Annotated in this window: 17 protein-coding genes; 9 read left to right on the plus strand and 8 right to left on the minus strand. The window is 31.5% G+C overall.

The features are described 5' to 3' along the window. Nucleotides 1-21: 21 nt before the first annotated feature. The gene (gene thrC / locus APS56_RS03585; protein WP_054724845.1) at nt 22-1,314 is read left to right on the plus strand and encodes a threonine synthase; all 1,293 of its coding nucleotides are present in this window, start codon (nt 22-24) and stop codon (nt 1,312-1,314) included. A 15-nt stretch (nt 1,315-1,329) separates the two neighbouring features. On the opposite strand, the gene APS56_RS03590 is transcribed toward thrC, so the two are convergent. Beyond that, nucleotides 1,330-3,069 (minus strand): hybrid sensor histidine kinase/response regulator, encoded by a 1,740-nt coding sequence (locus APS56_RS03590; protein ID WP_054724848.1) that lies wholly within the window; start codon nt 3,067-3,069, stop codon nt 1,330-1,332. Nucleotides 3,070-3,326: 257 nt separating this feature from the next. Between APS56_RS03590 and gcvT the strand changes: the two genes are divergently transcribed. From gcvT to APS56_RS03620, 6 genes are all read left to right on the plus strand, one after another. Then, nucleotides 3,327-4,406: a glycine cleavage system aminomethyltransferase GcvT gene (gene gcvT, locus APS56_RS03595; RefSeq protein WP_054724850.1), complete on the plus strand. Its 1,080-nt coding sequence runs from the start codon at nt 3,327-3,329 to the stop codon at nt 4,404-4,406. Between the two features lie 4 nt (nt 4,407-4,410). Then, complete coding sequence (locus tag APS56_RS03600) at nt 4,411-5,325, plus strand: glutaminase (protein WP_054731128.1); 915 nt, start codon at nt 4,411-4,413, stop codon at nt 5,323-5,325. A 25-nt stretch (nt 5,326-5,350) separates the two neighbouring features. Continuing rightward, complete coding sequence (locus tag APS56_RS03605) at nt 5,351-6,181, plus strand: sugar nucleotide-binding protein (protein WP_054724851.1); 831 nt, start codon at nt 5,351-5,353, stop codon at nt 6,179-6,181. A gap of 54 nt (nt 6,182-6,235) precedes the next feature. Beyond that, nucleotides 6,236-6,529: a 4a-hydroxytetrahydrobiopterin dehydratase gene (locus tag APS56_RS03610; RefSeq protein ID WP_054724853.1), complete on the plus strand. Its 294-nt coding sequence runs from the start codon at nt 6,236-6,238 to the stop codon at nt 6,527-6,529. Between the two features lie 110 nt (nt 6,530-6,639). Further along, nucleotides 6,640-7,359: a YebC/PmpR family DNA-binding transcriptional regulator gene (locus tag APS56_RS03615; protein WP_054724855.1), complete on the plus strand. Its 720-nt coding sequence runs from the start codon at nt 6,640-6,642 to the stop codon at nt 7,357-7,359. 361 nt (nt 7,360-7,720) lie between these two features. Beyond that, the gene (locus APS56_RS03620) at nt 7,721-8,500 is read left to right on the plus strand and encodes a patatin-like phospholipase family protein (RefSeq protein WP_054724857.1); all 780 of its coding nucleotides are present in this window, start codon (nt 7,721-7,723) and stop codon (nt 8,498-8,500) included. Between the two features lie 43 nt (nt 8,501-8,543). On the opposite strand, the gene bshA is transcribed toward APS56_RS03620, so the two are convergent. From bshA to APS56_RS03655, 7 genes are all read right to left on the minus strand, one after another. Then, nucleotides 8,544-9,680 (minus strand): N-acetyl-alpha-D-glucosaminyl L-malate synthase BshA, encoded by a 1,137-nt coding sequence (gene bshA, locus APS56_RS03625; protein WP_054724859.1) that lies wholly within the window; start codon nt 9,678-9,680, stop codon nt 8,544-8,546. 71 nt (nt 9,681-9,751) lie between these two features. After that, nucleotides 9,752-12,670, minus strand: coding sequence for a serine hydrolase domain-containing protein (locus APS56_RS03630; RefSeq protein WP_054724861.1), 2,919 nt, complete (start codon nt 12,668-12,670; stop codon nt 9,752-9,754). A gap of 125 nt (nt 12,671-12,795) precedes the next feature. Continuing rightward, nucleotides 12,796-13,281, minus strand: coding sequence for a hypothetical protein (locus APS56_RS03635; RefSeq protein ID WP_054724863.1), 486 nt, complete (start codon nt 13,279-13,281; stop codon nt 12,796-12,798). Between the two features lie 71 nt (nt 13,282-13,352). Further along, nucleotides 13,353-14,147 (minus strand): (Fe-S)-binding protein, encoded by a 795-nt coding sequence (locus tag APS56_RS03640; RefSeq protein ID WP_054724865.1) that lies wholly within the window; start codon nt 14,145-14,147, stop codon nt 13,353-13,355. A gap of 18 nt (nt 14,148-14,165) precedes the next feature. Next, nucleotides 14,166-15,470: a 4Fe-4S dicluster domain-containing protein gene (locus APS56_RS03645; protein ID WP_054724867.1), complete on the minus strand. Its 1,305-nt coding sequence runs from the start codon at nt 15,468-15,470 to the stop codon at nt 14,166-14,168. 21 nt (nt 15,471-15,491) lie between these two features. Then, nucleotides 15,492-16,448, minus strand: a complete 957-nt coding sequence (locus APS56_RS03650) for an MlaD family protein (protein WP_054724869.1) — start codon at nt 16,446-16,448, stop codon at nt 15,492-15,494. A gap of 130 nt (nt 16,449-16,578) precedes the next feature. Further along, on the minus strand, nt 16,579-17,697 hold the full coding sequence (locus APS56_RS03655; RefSeq protein WP_054724871.1) for an N-acetylmuramoyl-L-alanine amidase family protein: 1,119 nt from the start codon (nt 17,695-17,697) through the stop codon (nt 16,579-16,581). 110 nt (nt 17,698-17,807) lie between these two features. Between APS56_RS03655 and APS56_RS03660 the strand changes: the two genes are divergently transcribed. Both APS56_RS03660 and APS56_RS03665 read left to right on the plus strand, forming a co-directional pair. Next, a complete protein-coding gene (locus APS56_RS03660) occupies nt 17,808-20,558 on the plus strand; it encodes a putative LPS assembly protein LptD (RefSeq protein ID WP_054724873.1) in 2,751 nt (916 codons plus the stop codon). A 321-nt stretch (nt 20,559-20,879) separates the two neighbouring features. Continuing rightward, the gene (locus APS56_RS03665; RefSeq protein WP_054724875.1) at nt 20,880-21,260 is read left to right on the plus strand and encodes a RidA family protein; all 381 of its coding nucleotides are present in this window, start codon (nt 20,880-20,882) and stop codon (nt 21,258-21,260) included. The last annotated feature ends 5 nt before the right edge of the window (nt 21,261-21,265 follow it).

Here is a 21,265-nt window from a genome sequence, read left to right on the forward strand (position 1 = left end):
GACAAAAGGAATAACAGAAAAATGAACTACTACTCGCTAAACAAAAAAGCACCAAACACAACGTTTAAAAATGCCGTTATAAAAGGGTTAGCTCCAGACAAAGGACTATATTTCCCTGAAAATATTACGCCATTGTCAAAAGATTTTTTTGATAATATTGATAACGTATCGCATTCGGAAATTGCCTTTGAAGCTATTAAACAATTTGTACTACCTGAAATTCCTGAAGCAGTTTTAAAAGCAATTGTTGAAGAAACCTTATCCTTTGACTTTCCTGTAGTTAAACTAAATGACTCCATTTCTACTTTAGAATTATTTCATGGCCCAACTATGGCTTTTAAAGATGTAGGCGCACGCTTCATGGCACGTTGCTTAGGTTATTTCAATCAAAATAACGATAAAGAAGTCACCGTTTTAGTAGCTACTTCTGGCGATACAGGAGGTGCTGTAGCTAATGGTTTTTTAGGTGTTAAAGGTGTTAACGTCGTGATTCTTTATCCTAGTGGAAAAGTAAGTGATATTCAGGAAAAACAACTAACAACTCTTGGGCAAAATATTAAAGCATTAGAAGTGAATGGCACGTTTGACGATTGCCAAGCCATGGTTAAAACTGCTTTTCTAGATGAAAACTTAATTAGTAAAATGCAACTTACTTCCGCTAATTCCATTAATGTAGCACGCTGGCTGCCTCAATTATTCTATTTTATGTTCGCTTACAAACAACTTCATAATAAATATAATGATATTGTTTTTTCAGTACCAAGTGGAAACTTTGGAAATGTGTGCGCAGGTATGATGGCACAACAATTAGGGCTACCAATCAATCATTTTGTTGCATCAAACAATGCTAATAATGTAGTTACACGCTATTTGATATCTCAATTGTATGAACCAAAACCTTCAATACAAACCATAAGTAATGCTATGGATGTTGGTTCACCGAGTAATTTTATTCGAATACAAGAAATCTACAAAAACGAGTTTAAAACTTTAAAAGAAAACATGTATTCGTACAGTTTTTCTGACAATGAAACCAAAAAAGCCATGTTAGAAATTTATAACAATTATAACTATGTTTCAGATCCACACGGCGCCGTTGGCTATTTGGGATGCAAAGCTTACTTAAAAGAAAACCCAAAAGCACATTGTGTATTTTTAGAAACGGCACACCCTACTAAATTTTTAGATGTGGTTGAAGAAGTTATTAAAGATAAACAGCCTTTACCTGAGCAAATACAAAGCGTTATGGGCAAAGACAAAGTGTCTGTTAATATTTCTACTTATGATGAGTTAAAAACTTTTTTATTGAAATAATGAGGTATTAAATTCTCATGCAAAATCTATAGATTGTGCGTATTGTTTCAATACCGTAAAAAGATCATTTTTATTGAATGGCTTTGAGAGAATATCATCAAAGCCTAAATCATCCAATTTATTAATAATCTCTGTACTTGGTATATTGGCTGTGAATGCAATAACAGTAACATCTGGTCTATGTTTTTTAATATGTGCTATTGCTTTAAAACCATTCATTATTGGCATTTCTAAATCCAAAAGCACAATATCTATATCACTGTGAGCCTTAATTCTTTCTATAGCTTCAACCCCATTTGTTCCTTCATACACGTTAGCAACGTGTTTTCCTAAAAGCTTCTTAGCATACATCATGCTTACCATATTGTCTTCAACTACTAATATGTTAGAATTCAATAAAAAATCGTCACTAAAAGCTTCTTTTTTGACTAAGTTATTTGGCAAAGCTTCAACCCGTTCAAATGTTAACGGAAAATAAAAACGAGTTCCTTTATTCAATCGACTCTCAATACGTATTTCTGAATCCATCGCAGCAATAATAGACTGGGAAATTGCTAAGCCTAATCCTGTTCCCCCGTATACAGGATTGCTTTCATTCTGAATTTGATGAAAACTTTCAAAAACTTTCTTAATATTCTTAGGAGCAATACCTATGCCGGTATCATTAACAATGAACTGAACATCAACCTGATGCTTATTCAAATCTTTTACTTCCACAGAAAATGTTATGCTACCTTGTTCTGTAAACTTTATCGCATTAGAAATCAAATTATATACAACCTGAGCTATACGTTTTTCATCTACATTAACAATAACATCTTTTAATTTTGGATCAATATAAGAATGAAGTTCTAAGTTTTTTTCTTCTGCTTTATTAATAAATGGAATAGTAATTTTATTTAAAAAATCAAATAACACCTTCGGTTCTTTAAATAATTCAAAACGACCAGATTCAATTTTATGTATGTCCAACATATCATTCACCAACAACAACATATTATCATTGCAACAATCTAAAATTTCAAAATATTTTTTGTTTGGAACCTCATTTGTATCACTGCCTAATATTAATTGGGTTACACCATTAATGCTATTTATTTGGGTGCGCAATTCATGTCCCAAATTAGATAAAACCTTTGTTCTTCTATCTTTTTCATTTTCAGCAATCTCTTTATCTGCATTTATTTTTTTTATAAAAAATTTATTATGACTTAATGCTTGTAAGGAAAACACCATTATAAGTAAAAAATTTATAGATGAATTTAAAATAAACCTATAATGGATCTGTTCTCTTGTCAACTCTTTATAATACTCTGAATACATTGGAGAAATTAAAAAAGAAATAACTAAAAATATAATAGTAATAGTGTATAAAATATTGGTATGTTTTTGAAAATACACTTCACGACGAATGACATAAGGTAAAGAAAAAATTAAACCTAATTGAAACCAATAGTAACCAGACATTATTCCTTCTAAATAAGACAAACCTAAAGTGGCAATTCCTAAAGTTATATAAACAAAATACGGTCCTGCTAAATAATTCCTCTTAACGATAAAAACATAAACACTTAATAAAAAGCCAATTAGAGGGAATATAGTTATTACTGCAGAAGTTGTAAAACCATGATAAAAACTAATAACGGTATAATAAAAATTGGCCAAGGTGGCAAAAATATAGACCCGAATTGCAAGCTTAAAAAATGTTTTTTGTCTTAAGTCTTTGAATTTAAGACTATGTATTCCTTCTTTCATTTGCTAATAATAATAGACAAAAGAACACTTTTTGACGATTAAAAGCAAGAGTTGCTTGTTTTTTTTACTTAACGGTTGTTATTTTAATAAAAAAACAGAACTTTTTTATCTGTTAAAAACTAACTACAAACAATCTAATTGACAGAAAATCAGACTATAAACTCTATTAAAATTTAGTCTATAATTTTTCAATACATTTGCGTTTTAATTCAAACCACAAATATCACTATTGTTTATTTTTTAACTATAATATTAAAATGAAAAATACAGCCCTAACAGAAACTCATATAGCACTTGGCGCAAAAATGGTGCCTTTTGCAGGCTATAATATGCCTGTGCAATACGAAGGCGTAACTTCAGAGCACGAAACCGTTAGAAATGCCGTTGGTGTTTTTGATGTATCACATATGGGTGAGTTTTTAATTGAAGGTGATTATGCCTTGGAACTAATCCAAAAAGTAAGTAGTAATGACGCATCTAAATTAACTATTGGAAAAGCTCAATATAGTTGTATGCCAAATGATTCTGGTGGAATTATAGACGATTTAATTATTTATAAAATAAAAGAAACCACCTATTTGTTAGTTGTAAACGCTAGTAATATTGAAAAAGACTGGAATTGGATTCAATCTAAAAATGATGTTGGGGCTACAATGCGTAATTTAAGTGAAGAGTATTCTTTATTAGCCATTCAAGGCCCTAAAGCCATTGAAGCCATGCAAAGTATTACAAGTCACGATTTATCTGCAATAACATTCTATAATTTTATAGTTGGTGATTTTGCTGGAATTAAAAACGTTATAATTTCTGCAACAGGCTATACAGGAAGTGGTGGTTTTGAAATTTATTGTAAAAACTCTGAAGTGAAACAAATATGGAATACCGTTTTTGAAGCTGGTAAAAATTATGGTATCAAACCAATAGGATTGGCTGCACGAGACACTTTACGTTTAGAAATGGGGTACTGCTTATATGGTAATGATATTAACGATTCCACATCCCCTATTGAAGCAGGTTTAGGTTGGATTACTAAATTTACAAAAAAATTCACCAACTCTGAAGCCCTTGAAAACGAAAAAAAATTAGGCCCAAAACGAAAATTAGTGGCTTTTGAATTGGATGAACGAGGTATACCTAGGCATGGATATAATATTGTAGATACGGATGGAAATAAAATTGGTGAAGTTACTTCAGGAACCATGTCTCCTTCATTAGGAAAAGGAATTGGATTAGGCTATGTACCAACAAATTTCTCTAACGTAGGTAGTAAAATTAAAATTCAAATACGTAAAAACACCATTCTGGCAACAGTTGTTAAATTACCATTTTACAAATAATTACATGCTCGATTACCAAGCCATTTTAGAAACTATCCATCAAAATATCAGCAAGATTGATAATAGAGGCATTGTAGCATCATACATTCCAGAATTAGCTCATGTAAACAAAAACACATTTGGAATTCATTTAAGAACTTTAGATGGCAAAACTTTTGGCGCAGGCGATTTCCAAAAACATTTTTCTATCCAAAGTATTTCCAAAGTTTTAGCTTTATCCAAAGCCATGGAATTAGTTGGTGAAGATATTTGGAAGCGTGTAGATGTAGAACCTAGTGGAAATCCATTCAATTATTTGTCATTAATAGAAGTTGAAAAAGGCATCCCGAGAAACCCGTTAATTAATTCAGGAGCCCTTGTTATTGCTGACATATTGGTTTCTAATTTAAAAAACCCAAAGGAAGATTTCTTAAATTATGTAAGAACTCTTGCCGATGACAAAAGCATAAACTATAATAATAACGTGGCACTTTCTGAAAAAAAAACTGGCTTTAAGAATTACGCCACTGCCAATCTTTTAAAATCATTTAATAATTTAACAAATCCCGTTGATGTCGTTTTAGATTTTTACTTTCATCAATGCGCTTTAGAAATGACATGCAGCCAACTATCAAAAGCTTTTTATTTATTTGCCAACAAAGGATGCTGCTTGCAAAACAAACTACATATAACAAATCAGCAAGTAAAACGGATTAATGCTATCATGCTTACCTGTGGATTTTATGATGAAGCTGGTGAGTTTGCTTTTGAAGTGGGATTACCGGGAAAAAGTGGTGTTGGAGGTGGTATTGTTGCACTATTACCTAAAGAATTTGTAATTACTGTTTGGTCTCCTGGTCTCAATAATAAAGGAAATTCAAAGTTAGGGATGTTAGCTTTGGAACAATTTACCACCAAAACCAAATTGTCTATTTTTTAGATATACTTCATATTTTAAAGCTAATATGCTTGAACGAGAAAATAAACATAGAATTTTAATTTTAGGAGCCAGCGGTTTTTTAGGAGGTAGTATATACAAAGAACTTTGCTCCTACTTTAATACTTTTGGTACTTACTGTACTGACCATATTTTACTTGATAAAAACAAACATTTTTTTCAATATAATATTGAAGAAGATGATGTTTTTGAAATTTTAGAAATCGTTAAACCTAACATTATTATTTCTGCTCTTAGAGGCGATTTTTCAAAACAAATCATAGTTCATAGACATCTTACAGAATACATTTCAAGCACTAAATGCAAACTTATTTTTTTGTCTTCAGCCAATGTTTTTGATGCTTACAGTAAATATCCAAGTTATGAATTTGACAAAACATTAAGTCATAGTATTTACGGACATTTTAAAATAAAAATTGAAAATATGCTTTTACGATTACCTAAAAGCAAAGTAGCCATTTTAAGGCTTCCTATGGTATTCGGAAAACATTCTCCAAGAATTCAAGAAATTATTCAAATTTTAAAAAACAAAGAACCTATAGAAGTATTTCCAAATTTAATAATGAATGTGACTACTGACTCAAAACTAACACAGCAAATTCATTACATCATCAACAGAAATAAATCTGGTATATTTCATTTAGGTAGTACGGACTTGGTCCACCATGACGATTTTATAAAAGAAATTATTGACGTTTTAGGACATACAAACCCGATTTATAAACATGTGTATACCACTAATAATGAGCGGTATTTAGCCACATTACCAAAAGATAATTTATTACCCAAGAACCTACAATTACTAAGCAACGAAATAATTAATGAATTAAAAATTTAATTGATTTTAAGTAGTTAAATCAGTACATTGTAAAAAACAAAAAAATCAATAATTATGAATAAACTATCAAAAGAAGATATAGAAAAAAAACTTTTAAGGTTTCCTGATTGGGAATATTATGACGATGCATTACATTCAGAATTTGAATTTGAAAACTTTAAAGACTGTTTTAGTGCCATGAGTAGAATTGCTTTTGAATGTGAAGCGTTAAACCACCATCCAGATTGGTCCAATACTTATAATATATTGACTGTGTCACTTTCAACTCATAGCGCAAAAGGTGTTACTGAAAAAGACTTCAAATTGGCCGAAGCCATTGAAGCTATAGTAGAACCTGATGACGAATAATAAATCCTTTTATATTATTTCAATTTGTAGATTTTTTTAATTTTGTATGAATTTATAATCTATTAAAAAAATTCCCTTCTACAAGGGAATTAAAAATAAACTATTGAATTATGGGAAGAGCTTTTGAATTTAGAAAAGCACGTAAAATGAAGCGTTGGTCTGCTATGAGCAAAGCCTTTACACGCATTGGTAAAGATATTGTTATGGCTGTTAAAGAAGGTGGCCCAGATCCAGCAAGTAACTCGCGTTTAAGAGCTGTTATACAAAATGCAAAGTCTGTAAACATGCCTAAAGACAATGTAGAACGAGCTATAAAAAAAGCGAGTGACAAAAGCCAAGGTGATTATAAAGAAGTTGTTTTTGAAGGATATGCACCTCATGGCATTGCGGTTTTAGTTGAAACTGCTACAGATAATAATACTAGAACAGTTGCCAATGTTCGCAGTTACTTTAACAAATGTGATGGTAGTTTAGGCACTTCTGGTTCTGTGGTTTTTATGTTTGACCATACGTGTAATTTCAGAATTAATGCAGAAGGATTAGACCCTGAAGAATTAGAATTAGAGTTCATTGATTATGGAGCTGAAGAAGTTTTTGCAGATGACGATGGCATATTAATTTATGCCCCATTTGAAAGTTTTGGAGCCATTCAAGCAGAACTTGAAAAACGTAACATTGAAATATTATCGTCTGGTTTTGAACGCATTCCACAAGTAACAAAACCCTTAACTCCTGAGCAAGCTGCAGATGTAGAAAAACTTTTGGAAAAATTAGATGATGATGATGATGTTCAAAATGTATACCATACCATGGAAGAAACAGGAGACTAATAACTCCACAAAAACTTAATTTCACAGGATTATAATTCCTGTTTTTTTAGTTTCATAACCCTATTTAAATCTGAACGACTTATATTTTTGTTCAGATTTTTTTATGCTAAATTTCTTTTTAAATTAATAAATGTGTACATACTTTTTTAGGTTTTACTAATTTTAAAATCGTGTTATTAATATCAATCAAAATTAGAAATGACCACTTATTTATACTAAAACCTTGATTTTTTTGAATCTATCAATCACGCCGCTCTTTACACTATACTAAACCATAAAACAATAAAAATCATTTAGTTACTGACGTATATCATAGGAAATATCATGAAATTTTTCTAATTTTAAATTTTATTTTTAACAAATGAAAATAGGTTTAGTATTATCTGGCGGTGGCGTACGAGGTGCTGCTCATATAGGTGTTATAAAAGCATTAGAAGAACATGGCATTTACCCTACGCATGTTGCAGGTACCAGTGCTGGGGCTATTGCAGGAGCCTTATACGCTTATGGTTATAACTGGCAAGATATTTTTAAGTTTTTTAAAAACGTACAAATATTAGATATTAAAAAATATGCTCTAAATAAACCAGGTTTAATTGATTCTGAAAAATTTTATCAGGATTTTAAAACCTATATTAAAGAAGATAATTTTAATGTGTTAAAAAAGTTTTTAATTGTTACTGCAACAGATATTATAAATGGTCATCTTGAAACCTTCCACGAGGGAGAACTCATCAAACCTGTCTTGGCTTCTGCAGCATTTCCAGGGGTGTTTGCTCCTGTAAAATTCAAAAACTCATATTATATTGATGGTGGGTCATTAAACAACTTTCCTGTAGACTTACTAAAACCTATATGCGACACTATAATTGGGGTAAATGTGAATAATTTTACTACTATAACTATAAAAGATTTAAAACATTCTTACAATGTAGTTGAACGTGCTGTTAAATTAAAAATGGCACAAGAAGATCGAGAAAAAATTAATGATTGCAATTTAATTATTTCTCCACCTGAATTAAGTAAATACGGTACTTTTGATAAAAAGTATCTAAATGACATATTTAAAATAGGATACGATGCAACTTACCAAGCATTAATAAACAATCAAAGTTTTTTAACAGCTACTACTAAAAACTGACAAATATTATTTTTATTTATAACAACCTTTATTTTAAATGGTATTATAAAATCAAACATTTATCCAAGGTATCTTTATAAATGGCTTCATACTGAGGAACTATCTTATGTAAATCATATTTTAAAGCTTCTTTTCTGGCATTCATTTTAAATGTTGCTAAGCGATTTTCATCACTTAAAATGTGAATAGCATTTTTAGTCATATCTTCTAAATCTCCCACATTACTTAAAAAACCAGAAACCCCTTGAACATTAACTTCAGGAATCCCCCCAGTATTACTTGAAATTACAGGAACCCCTGAAGCCATAGCTTCTAATGCTGCTAATCCAAAACTTTCTGTTTCTGATGGCAAGAGAAATAAATCACTAAAGCATAAAATTTTATCAATTTCGTTACTTTTCCCGAAGAATATAACTTTATCTAAAATACCTAATTCCTGACATTGTATTTCAACTTTTTCTCGTTCAGGTCCCACCCCCACTAACATTAATTTTGCAGGCATTACTTTTTGAACATTATAAAATATACTAATAACATCTTGCACCCGCTTCACAGGCCTTAAATTACTAATATGAGTTATAATTTTCTCATCTTCATTAGCCATTATATCCCGTTGACAATTAGTAAAATCATGATTATATTTATCTAAATCAATAAAATTAGGAACGATACTTATATTATTTTTAATATCGAATAGTCTAAGAGTATCTTCTTTTAAACTTTGAGAAACTGCCGTTACAGCATCCGATTTATTAATACTAAACGTAACAGCCGGTTTATAATATGGATGACTACCAACCAAAGTAATATCTGTACCATGTAGAGTTGTAACAATAGGCAAATAAATACCTTGATCTTCCAACATTTTTTTAGCCATATAGCCTGCATATGCATGAGGAATGGCGTAATGTACATGCAAAATTTCTATTTTATAAAGTTTTACCATATCCACTAACTTACTTGACAAAGCAAGTTCATAAGGCTGATAGTGAAATAAAGGATACTCAGGTACGGTTACTTCATGATAATGTACATTATTGCTTAGCAGCTCCAATCTTACAGGTTGTTTATATGTAATAAAATGAATTTCGTGCCCGCGTTTAGACAGTTCTAAACCTAACTCTGTAGCTACTACGCCACTACCCCCAAATGTTGGGTAACACATGATACCTATTTTCATTTTTTTTTATTTTAAGTACGTCATGTTTTAAGTCCAGAAGTTTCATTTCCAACTTACAACTTTAAATACTTTTATTCAATTATCGCTTCATAAATTAAGCGCTGTATTTCTGTTCTAATATTTTCTTTTAGCAATAAATTTTTTCCTGCATGTGGATAGGTTCTATTAGCTAAAAACACATATACAATTTCTTCTTCAGGATCTGCCCAAGCATAGGTACCAGTAAAACCAGAATGCCCAAAACTGCTTAATGAAATACAACCACATGTTGGTCCTGGACCAGATGATTGAGGTTTATCAAAGCCAATTCCTCTTCTATTTCCATTACTACAATAATAACAAGTATTAAACTTATCTACGGTTTCTGGTTTTAAAAACTGTTCACCCCCATAATAGCCTTTTTGCAAATACATTTGCATAATTTTTGCAACATCATTAGCATTGCTAAATATACCTGCATGACCACCAACACCATTTTGCATAGCTGCTCCCATATCATGCACAAAGCCTTGAACTTTTTGAAACCTATAATAATCATCTTCTTCCGTTGGAACAATATGTTTATTACTAATTTTATGATAAGGATTGTACATAGTATAATTAGCTCCTAATGGTTTATAAAAATACTCCTCTACAAGATTATCTAAGGTTTGGTCGTAATATGTTTCAATAAATTTCTTTAAAATATAATAAGGTAAATCACTATACCTATATTGCTGCCGGTTAAGTAGGTCTGATTTTAAAATTATAGACTGAATACTGTCTTGATAATCAGTACGTAAAAATAAATTATTGGTAACTTCAATATTAAATTCATTACTGCGCTTTGTTCTATAATATTTTTCACTAGGGCGTTTTGTTTCTGTATCTAAAGTTTCATAATAAAAAGGAATCCACGGTTTTAATCGTGCATAGTGAGAAAGCATTTCTTTAAGAGAAATATCCTTTTTGTTTGAATTTTTATACTCTGGCATTAATTCTGACAACTTACTATTTAAAGCAATCATACCATTCTCTTCCATTTTCATCACTAAAGGTAGCGTTGCGAGTATTTTTGTTAACGATGCCACATCATACAAATCATTAAACGCTACATTTTTATCACCTTTATATGTATGTGTCCCAAAATTTTTATTGTAAATAACCGTTCCTTTTCTTGCTATCAACAATTGAATACCAGGAGTCATCATAGAATCTACTGCTAATTGAGCTATAGAATCTACTTTTTTTAATTTAAACGAACTCATTCCAAATCGTTCTGGAACACTATAACCTAAACGCTTAGAAGCCTCATTTTCTATACCATAACCTGCTTTAAAAAACGTACCAACAGAAACAGGCAAGTGTCCTTTAGATGGAATAGCTCCAAAAATAAGTTGTGCTGATTTTTCTTGAGCTATTTTACTGTTTTGATAACTAATAATTATACTTTCAATATCAAGTACTGAATAAAAATCCATTAATGCATATGGCTTAACAAATAAATCTAATACAACTCGGTTTGTTTTTGAAATTTCATTTATCCAAGTTATTTCATCTTTAGTTAATTTATATTCCTTCCACGGATTATCATTGGAGCGATGAAAACCAATTATAACTGTATTATAAGCTTTAAGTTTGGCTAATAAATCTTCTAATGAATCTGATTTTATTTCATGAATCTCTGTATATTTTTGAAGTTCTTTAAAAAACACAGAACCATCATCATCTCCCATTTTAACATAAGCAATGTCTTTTTTCCCCAATTCTTTAAACGGAATAAACTGAGCTTCATTTTTTACTACCGTAATGGCATTTTCCATGAGTTCTTCATACAAAATATCATCTTCGGGCCTATTCAAATCTTCAATTAAACGAGGTATTTCTATGGGCTTATAATGGTTTAAACCTACTTTGTATTTGGCTTTCAGTATTTTTTTTACAGAAAACTGCAAACGCTCTTCAGATACAATGCCATCATAATAAGCCTTTTTTATTTTTTCAATACCCACTGCAACATCTTCCGACATTAACATAACATCATTCCCTGCCATAAAAGCTGCCAAATCAATGTCGCCCGTTTCACTAAAATCTGCTACCCCTTTCATGGTTAAAGCATCAGTAAAAATAAGTCCTTGAAAACCTAACTTATCTTTTAATATATCAGTAACAATGTGTTTTGATAATGAAGAAGGCACACCATCACGAGGTTCTAAACTAGGCACATTTAAGTGTGCTACCATAACACTAGAAAGCCCCGCTTTTATTAATTTTTTATAAGGATAAAGTTCTATAGAGTCAATTCGCTCTTCGTTAAAATTAATAGTTGGCAATGTTTTATGAGAATCAGAATCCGTATCACCATGACCTGGGAAATGTTTTGCATTAGCCAAAACACCAGCTCCTTGCATGCCTTTCATAAAAGCTAATGCTTTTTTGGTAACATTATCGCGATCTTCACCAAAAGAACGGTTACCAATAATTGGATTTTTAGGATTGGTATTAATATCTACAACAGGAGCAAAATTAAAATGAACACCTAATCGTTTACAGTGTTCGCCTATATGTTTTCCTGTTTGTTCTACAAGTTTATTATCTTCAATTGCTCCCAAAGTCATGTTCCAAGGGAAAGCATAAGTCGACTCCAATCGCATACTCAAACCCCATTCTGCATCCATCCCAATAAGCATTGGTATTTTGGAAAGTGCTTGAAGTTCATTATCTAATTTAGCCTGACTTATTGGGTCTCCAAGAGAATAAATAACACCTCCAATGTGATAGTTCTTTATCAACTTGATAATCTTATCTTTTGAGGCACTATTTTGATTGGACATTACTTGAACCATGTACAATTGTCCTATTTTTTCCGATAAAGACATTGAATCATAAACTTGATCAACCCATTTTTTTTGAGCCTCCTTATCTGCTGTTTCCAAAGGGTCTATTTGAGTTTGACCAGATAATCGAAGTATTGACACACAACAAATTAAAGCTAAAAAGACTTGACGCATAAAAGTTTAGTTAATGAATGTTACAGCAATAATTTATACACTAATAATCGTGCCAAATTACTACTTTTAAAAGGAAGTTAAAAAGACTTTAAGATAGATTTATAAAGAATTAAAATCAGTTTTATTTATTTTAAAAATCGACTATGCCAGCTCTCACTTGCTGGAACTTCCCAATTTTCGTTAAATTCGGCAATATTAGAAACCAAATTATTAAACACGATAGTATTTTTAGAAACCGCCTTATCTTTTGCCATTTTTTTAAAATCAATAAGCGTTTTATAAGCAACATAGTCTCCTTGCTTATAGGACACATTCATTTTATCCATTAAATCAATATTATAATCTTTCTCTAATTGTTGAATAAAATGAACAGAAGAGTCTATAGAACACCCCGTGGCATTATTTAGGTTTTGATTTAAACCTATTATTATAAATCGTTTATATTTAATTGTATATCCAGCCTGTAAATCACTTCCATGAGCTGTCCAGTTTTCAATAAAAACATTAAGTTTAGATTGAATTTCTTCAAGTTCTTGTTCTGATAATGAACGGTTCGCTTGGTAAATCCAAACGCGTGATTCTTCTGGTAATGAATTAAAATCTACTAACATTCTTTTTTCTTGATTTTTTTGAGGTGCTTCAATTCCAATCTACTAAATTATCCAAGCACAAATTATAAAAATTACAAATCTTGAGCCTTAGCAATTAATTCTGCAATGTCCATAACTGACACATCATTCTCTTTTTCTTTGGCCTTAACACCATCCGTCATCATCGTGTTGCAGTAAGGACACCCAGTAGCTATAATAGTTGCCTGAGTTTCCAATGCATCCTCAGTTCGTAATACATTAACATCTTTACTTCCTTTTTCTGGCTCTTTAAACATTTGAGCTCCTCCTGCTCCACAACACAAAGCTGATTTTCTATGGCGTTTCATTTCAACCAATTCTACCCCTAAGGTTTTTAACAATGTTCTTGGCGCTTCATAAACACCATTACCTCGTCCTAAGTAACAAGGATCATGAAAAGTAATTCGCTTGCCATTTAAAACAGAACTTCTTTCTATTTTTAAACGCCCTTTTTTCATTAACTCTTCAATAAATTGAGTATGATGTAGTACTTTGTAATTACCACCAAGTAGCGGGTATTCATTTTTTAGTGTATTATAGGAATGTGGACAAGCTGTAACAATTCGTTTTATTTGATATCCGTTTAATATTTCAATATTTGTAACCGCTTGCATTTGAAATAAAAATTCGTTACCTGCCCGTTTGGCAACATCACCAGTATTACTTTCTTCAGTTCCCAAAACGGCAAAATCTACTTTTACTTTGTTTAATATTTTAACAAAGGCTCTGGTTATTTTTTTAGCTCTATCGTCATAACTTCCAGCAGAACCAACCCAAAATAGAATCTCCGGCTGTCTGCCATCTGCCATACATTCTGCCATGGTTGGCACTTTAAGTAATTCGCTCATTTATTAAAGTTTATGAGTTTATTGTTCATCTTTCCAATTCAATCTATCCATTTGATTGTAAGGCCAAGGGGCGCCATTGTTTTCAATGTTGGTCATCATATTATTAAGCTCTACAGGAGCTGCACTTTGCTCCATAACCAAATAGCGACGCATTTCTAAAATAATAGATAATGGATCAATACTTACCGGGCATGCCTCTACACAAGCACTACAAGTTGTGCAGGCCCAAAGCTCTTCTGTAGTAATATAATCGCCTAATAGTTGTTTGCCATCATCTTTAAATACCCCTTTGTTCTTGTCTATATTTTTACCGACTTCCTCTAGACGGTCACGAGTATCCATCATAATTTTTCTAGGCGATAATTTCTTACCTGTTAAATTTGCAGGACACTCACTCGTACAGCGTCCACATTCTGTACAGGTATAGGCATTCAGTAATTGCACCCAATTTAAATCTTGCACATCGCTAGCTCCAAATTTAGCAGGAGGCTCTGTATCTTCAGCTGGTGCTGCAAAAGGATCTATATTAGGATCCATCATCATTTTCACCTCTTTAGTAACAGCTTCCAAATTATTAAATTGTCCCTTCGGGGTTAATTTACCATAGTAAGTGTTAGGGAAAGCTAATAAAATATGCAAATGTTTTGAAAAATACAGATAGTTTAAAAATATAAGAATTCCAATAATATGCAACCACCAAGCGGTTCTTTCTATAGTATGCAATACGGATTCAGACATACCTGAAAACCAAGGCGTTATAAATTGACTGATAATGTTTCCGGAATTTACTGATTGAAATTGAGTGTCAGTAGCATTCATTACTAAAAAAAGCATCATTAAAACCATTTCAAAATAAAGGATAAAATTCCCATCATTTTTTGGCCAAGAAGTCATTTCTTTTTTCCAAAAACGTTTCAGTTTAATGATGTTTCTTCTAATCCAAAAAATAATTACAGAAACAAAAACTAAAACAGCCAATATTTCAAAAAGATTGATAACCAAATAATAGGGTTTCCCTATGACTGAAAAAATACGATGCGTTCCTAATAGCCCATCAATAATGATTTCTAAAACTTCTATATTAATGATTATAAATCCAACATATACTATAACATGTAAAACACCTGCAATAGGACGACGTACCATTTTACTTTGTCCAAGAGCTATCATAACCATGTTTTTCCATCGTTGTGATTTGTTATCACTTACATCTACATCCAGTCCCAACTTAATATTTCGGATAAGTTTTTTTACGTTTTTAGCAAAATACCCAATTCCAGTAATAAGTACAATTGCAAAAAGTATGTTAGGTAAATATGTCATCATAATTTAAGCCAATTAATCTTACTGTTGCACTTCGTTTCCTTCTGCATCATATTGTTTTGGCTTTTTTCCGAATAATGAAAAATGCACATAACGCTTTGGATTCAACTTCATATCTTCAAGCAATTGTTCCAATTGTAAAGTAGCTCCTTCAATATTATTATACAAAGCTTCATCTTTAAGCAGTTTGCCCATAGAGCCCTCTCCTTTTTCAACCCCTGCCAACATACTATTAAAATTTTGAAGCGTTGACTCAAGGTTTTTAATAGTATTTCCTAAATCAGCTTCTGATATAGTGTTTGTTATTTCTGAAAAATTAGCCAATGATTTATCAGCATTTTCCATAACATTATTTATTTTTTCTTGATTGCCAGCAATTACTTGATTTAAAGAATTGGATGTTTCTTTAAAAGAATTAAGTGTAGCACTTAACCCTTCTATGCTTTCTTTAAGATGAACTTTAGTTTGTTGATCAAAAACATCGTTTAAATTACCTAACAAAGAATCTGTATTTACCATAACAGCCTCTATTTTAACCTGTAACGGCGTCAATCTTTTGTTTACTAATTCTGTCAAACCTGCTTTAATAGTTCCTTTAAGAACATCGCCGTCTTTAGCATTTTCAGAACCATCAAAAGCAGGAATGATTGCAACTGCTTTTCCTCCAATTAATCCTGTTTCATATAATTCAGCGGTACTGCTTTTTGAGAATTGAAACTCGCTATCCACAAGTAATGTTACTTGTAGCTTACCGGAACCGTCATTTTTAAAGGATATATCTTTTACTTTACCAACGGGCTTACCACTTATTGTTACAGGTGTAGATGGCATCAAGCCTTCTACATTGTCATATTCGGTATAAAAAATACGTGAGGAATCGAGTAAGTTTTCTCCTTTTAAATAATTAAATCCAAAAATAAATAGTAAAATTCCCAATAATACTAATATGGCTGTTTTAATTTCTTTTGATAGTTTCATCTATTAAGTATAGTTCATTTTTATCAGAAAACTGTCCTTTGCTTAATTAATTTTAAAAAATTAATTAAGCAAATTTCAAAATCGATAATTTAGTTAAAGCAAATTTAAACAAATTTAAAAAAGAACATCCTTAATTAGAGGGAGTTTTTAATGCTTCGCTTAAAGGTATTTGTTTATTATCTTTAAATGCAACTATAAAACTAGATGTATAACCTTTAGCCTGCGCTGTTTTTTCCAAAGATTGCACGTTGTTATAATCTGACGTATTACCATAATAATACTTATAAAGATTGCCTTGTTTGTATGAAGACACATCTTCTAAGCCATTAAAATTATACGGTTTAAGTGCTAATTTTCGTGAACTAGCAGCAATTTGTACTTTAAATATGATATTTTCAAAAGTTGTTTTTGAATGAGAAACTTCCTTTTCTTCTATAATATCTTCAGGCATTAAAACATTATCACCTACATTTTGGTCTACAAATTTTTTATAATCTAAAATAGCATCTTTAATAGAATTTGCCATTTCTCGTTGACCTTTGGAAGAATTCAAATAAGCTCCTTCACTTTTATTAGTTAAAAATCCAACTTCTACTAACACACTTGGCATAACCGTTCGGTGCAATACGAAAAAACCAGCCTGTTTTACATTTCTATTATGACGTTTTAATTTATTAGTAAAATTATCTTGAATTAAACTAGCTAAAGTTATACTCTGCTCTAAATATTCCTCCTGACCTATTATGATACTAATAACAGATTCTGGTGAATTAGGATTAAAACCAGCATATTTTGATTCATGGTCATTTTCTAAAAAAATAACACTATTTTCTCTTTTGGCAACCTCAAAATTACTTTGATTTTTATGGACTCCCAAAACAAAAGTTTCCGTACCATAAGCTTGTGAATGATGCGCATTACAATGTACAGAAACAAACAAATTTGCCTGAGCCCTGTTGGCTATATCACCTCTTTCTGAAAGCTCTACAAACACATCTGTTTTACGCGTGTAAACCACTTTAATATTTGGATTTTTATCTAACTCAGCCCCTATTGCTAAAACAATTTTTAGAGCTATATCCTTCTCTTTATATCCATTTCCGGTATTCCCTGAATCCTTACCCCCATGTCCAGCATCTAAAACCACTACAAATTTTTCTGATTGTGATTGAGCCTCTACTCTTTTAAATAAAGAAAATGTTAATACAATAATATATGATACGAAAAGTAATACTTTGTGCGTTTGCATAGTAGTTTAACGACTAAATGATATTGTTTATTACTCAAACTCGTTGAGTTTCAGTTAAATTTTAAATTTTTGATTGAATAGTAAATAATCACAAAAAAATATATGTAATTTTGGCTTTTCAAAAACCGAGCCATACTTTTACAAAAATACATTTAAAAGCGTTGCATACAAACAACTTTCACCTACTTTTTACATTAAGTTTTACAGTGTTTATAAACATGTATAGCTCGGCACAAGATATAAGCAAAGCAGCTGATTCCATTGCTATTGAAAAGCAGGAACCTCTCATCACTTTAGGTGACAGCCTTGTAGCTCCTCTTGAAATTTCTGAAAAAGCACAAGACTCTACCAAAAGAGACTCCATCAAACCTAAAAAAGAATTTTTAGAAAATATTGTTAATTACAAAGCCACTGATTATACCTCTTTTAACAAAAAAGAGCAAAAAATGTATTTATACAACGAAGCTGATATCACCTACGGAGATATTAATATAAAAGCAGGATACATTGTTTTTGATCATAGTAAAAATCAAGTTTATGCCAGAGGCATTATAGATTCTTTAGGTGAATATACGCAACCCCCCATTTTTACACAGGGTCAACAAGTAGTAGAGCCAGACTCTATAATTTTCAACACTGATAGTAAAAAAGCACTTATTTTTAATTCTATTACAGAACAAGGAGAAGGCAAAGTGGTTGCTTCTATTACAAAAAAAGAAAATGACTCGGTTTATTTTATAGGGCCTTCCAAATACACTACAGCTGAAAACCTTGATGACCCCGAATATTACATCAAACTAAGAAAAGCCAAAGTGGTTCCTGGTAAAAAAATTGTTACTGGCTTTGCTAATTTGTTTATTTATGATGTTCCTACACCTGTAGCAGTACCATTTGGTTTTTTCCCACAATCTGAAACTCATACATCTGGTGTTTTGCTACCCAGTTACGGCGAAGAAAATAGTAGAGGATATTTTTTACAAAATGGCGGTTATTATTTTGCCATAAATGATAATGTTGATTTAGCTATTACAGGAGATTATTACACAAATGGTAGTTACGGGTTACGTGCTGAAAGTTCTTATGTTAAGCGCTATAAGTTTAGAGGGAGTGCCTCTTTTCGATATGAAAATTTAGTGAGTAGTGAACGTGGCTTTCCTGATTATGCTAAGTCTACACTATATAACATCAGGTGGTCTCATAGTAAAGATGGTAAAGCAAACCCTAACTCAAGCTTTTCTGCCTCAGTAAACTTAGGAAGTAGCAATTATTATCAAACTTCTATCAATCAAAGCAACAATGCTAATAGATTAAATAACACCTTATCGTCTTCTATTTCTTATTCTAAGAATTTTTTAGGAGATCCCGATGTCAGTTTAAGTCTTACTGCTACCCATTCGCAAAATACCAATACACAACAAATTAATATGACCTTACCAACACTACAAGCTAGTGTTGGCAGAATTTATCCTTTTGCCCCTAAAACAGGAAGCAAAAAAGGAATCATTCAAAATATTAATTTACAATATACTACACGGGGAGAAAACCGCATTCAGACGACAGACTCCCTTTTCTTTAAAAAAGAAATGTTCGACGATGCACAAATAGGTATGCAACACAGTATTCCAATCAGCACCAATTTCAAACTATTTAAATATTTAAGTGCTAGTGCTAGTGCTAGCTACAATGAAGTATGGACCTTAGAAACTATTAACAGATATTATGATGCCGACCAACAAGAAGTTGTAACAGAAGACCTTAACGGCTTTGATGCATTTAGAACGTATAATTTTAGCACCAGTTTAGGTACTACTATTTATGGTACAAAAAGTTTTGAAAAAGAAGGAAAAACACCTAAAATACAAGCCATAAGACACGTTATGCGTCCTTCTATAAGCTATAATATTAATCCAGCTTTCGATAAATATTATGAAACTTATGAGGTCATAAGTGCAGACGGCTTAACCACTAGTGATGTGGATTATACACGATTTGAAGGTGGTATTTTCGGGTCTCCAGGAAAAACCTTTTCGAGTTCCATGGGAATATCTTTATCAAATAATTTAGAAGCCAAAGTAAGAGATAAAGACAGTACAGCCACTGAACCTAAAAAAGTAGTATTACTTAATAGCCTCAATTTATCCACCTCTTATAATTTTGCTGGAGACTCCTTACAGTGGAGCCCTGTTAGAATGAGTGGAGGTACACAACTTTTTGACAATAAATTGAGTGTTAATTTTGGTGCAACATTAGATCCATATGCATTAGATAATAATAACAACAAAATTGATACATTTAATTTTGATAATGGCGGGAGTTTGTTTAGACTTACCAGTGCTAATATGACTTTAAGTTATTCTTTATCAAGCAAAAATAGCGACAAAAAAGAAGATAACTCTAGAGATGATAACAGAGCTAGTGGCGGACGAGATGATGATTTATTTGGTAAGTCTCAAGATTTTTCAAGTGACAGATATGCCAATCAAGATGAAAACAAGGAAGAAGAAATTCCTAGTGAATTTTATAACTTTAAAATCCCATGGAATTTACGTTTAGCATATGCCGTAAATTACAGTAACTCTGCACGCCAAAATGAAATTTCCTCACATTCTTTAATGTTTTCTGGTGATATTGAATTATCACCTAAATGGTCTTTTGGAGCATCTTCTGGATATGACTTTAAAAACAAAGGTTTTTCATATACGCAATTTACATTTGAACGTGATTTATTAAGTTGGCGTATGAATTTTAGCTGGATTCCATTTGGAACTTACCAATCATGGAATTTCTTTATAGGTATCAAATCAAGCCTGCTTAAAGATCTTAAGTACGAGAAACGCTTGCAGCCAGACAGACAATTATAAAAACCTGTTGCTATTATATTTTCCTATTTACAAAACCATAAAAACATTACACGTAGACGTAATAAGTGCTACGACAAAAGCTGCTAAAACTATTTTTTTAATGGTTTCAACCTATATCAGAACGACAGTCAACACAAAATCTTGTTAAGTATTACTCTAATAATTTTTGCAGTATTTATAAAAAAATCAAGACATCTTAATTTATAAAAAATCGCTATATTTAGCGCCGTTACTCGTTTTCTATTCCAAATGGTTCTTTAGAAAGCATATTATACAAGCATGTTATTTTTTAATATACAAATCCAGAAATAATTAACACTAATGAAAAAAATCATAACTACAGAAAAAGCCCCAGCTCCTATTGGTCCATACAATCAAGCTATTATAACAGGCAATATGCTTTATACCTCAGGACAAATTGCAATTAACCCAGATTCAGGTGCCCTTATTTTAGATAACATCCAAGATGAAACTCACCAAGTTATGAAAAACATAAAAGCCATTCTTGAAGCCGCTCAAATGACTTTTGATAACGTAATAAAAACATCAATTTTTATAAGCGATATGAATGATTTTTCAGAAATAAATAAGGTATATGGCAGCTATTTTAATGAAGAGACTGCACCCGCAAGAGAAACTGTACAAGTAGCAAGATTACCAAAAGATGTAAATGTTGAAATTAGTGTAATAGCTTCTTTATAAATGCC

It is taken from the genome of Pseudalgibacter alginicilyticus, from assembly GCF_001310225.1.
In the GTDB taxonomy this organism is placed as follows: Bacteria; Bacteroidota; Bacteroidia; order Flavobacteriales; family Flavobacteriaceae; genus Pseudalgibacter; species Pseudalgibacter alginicilyticus.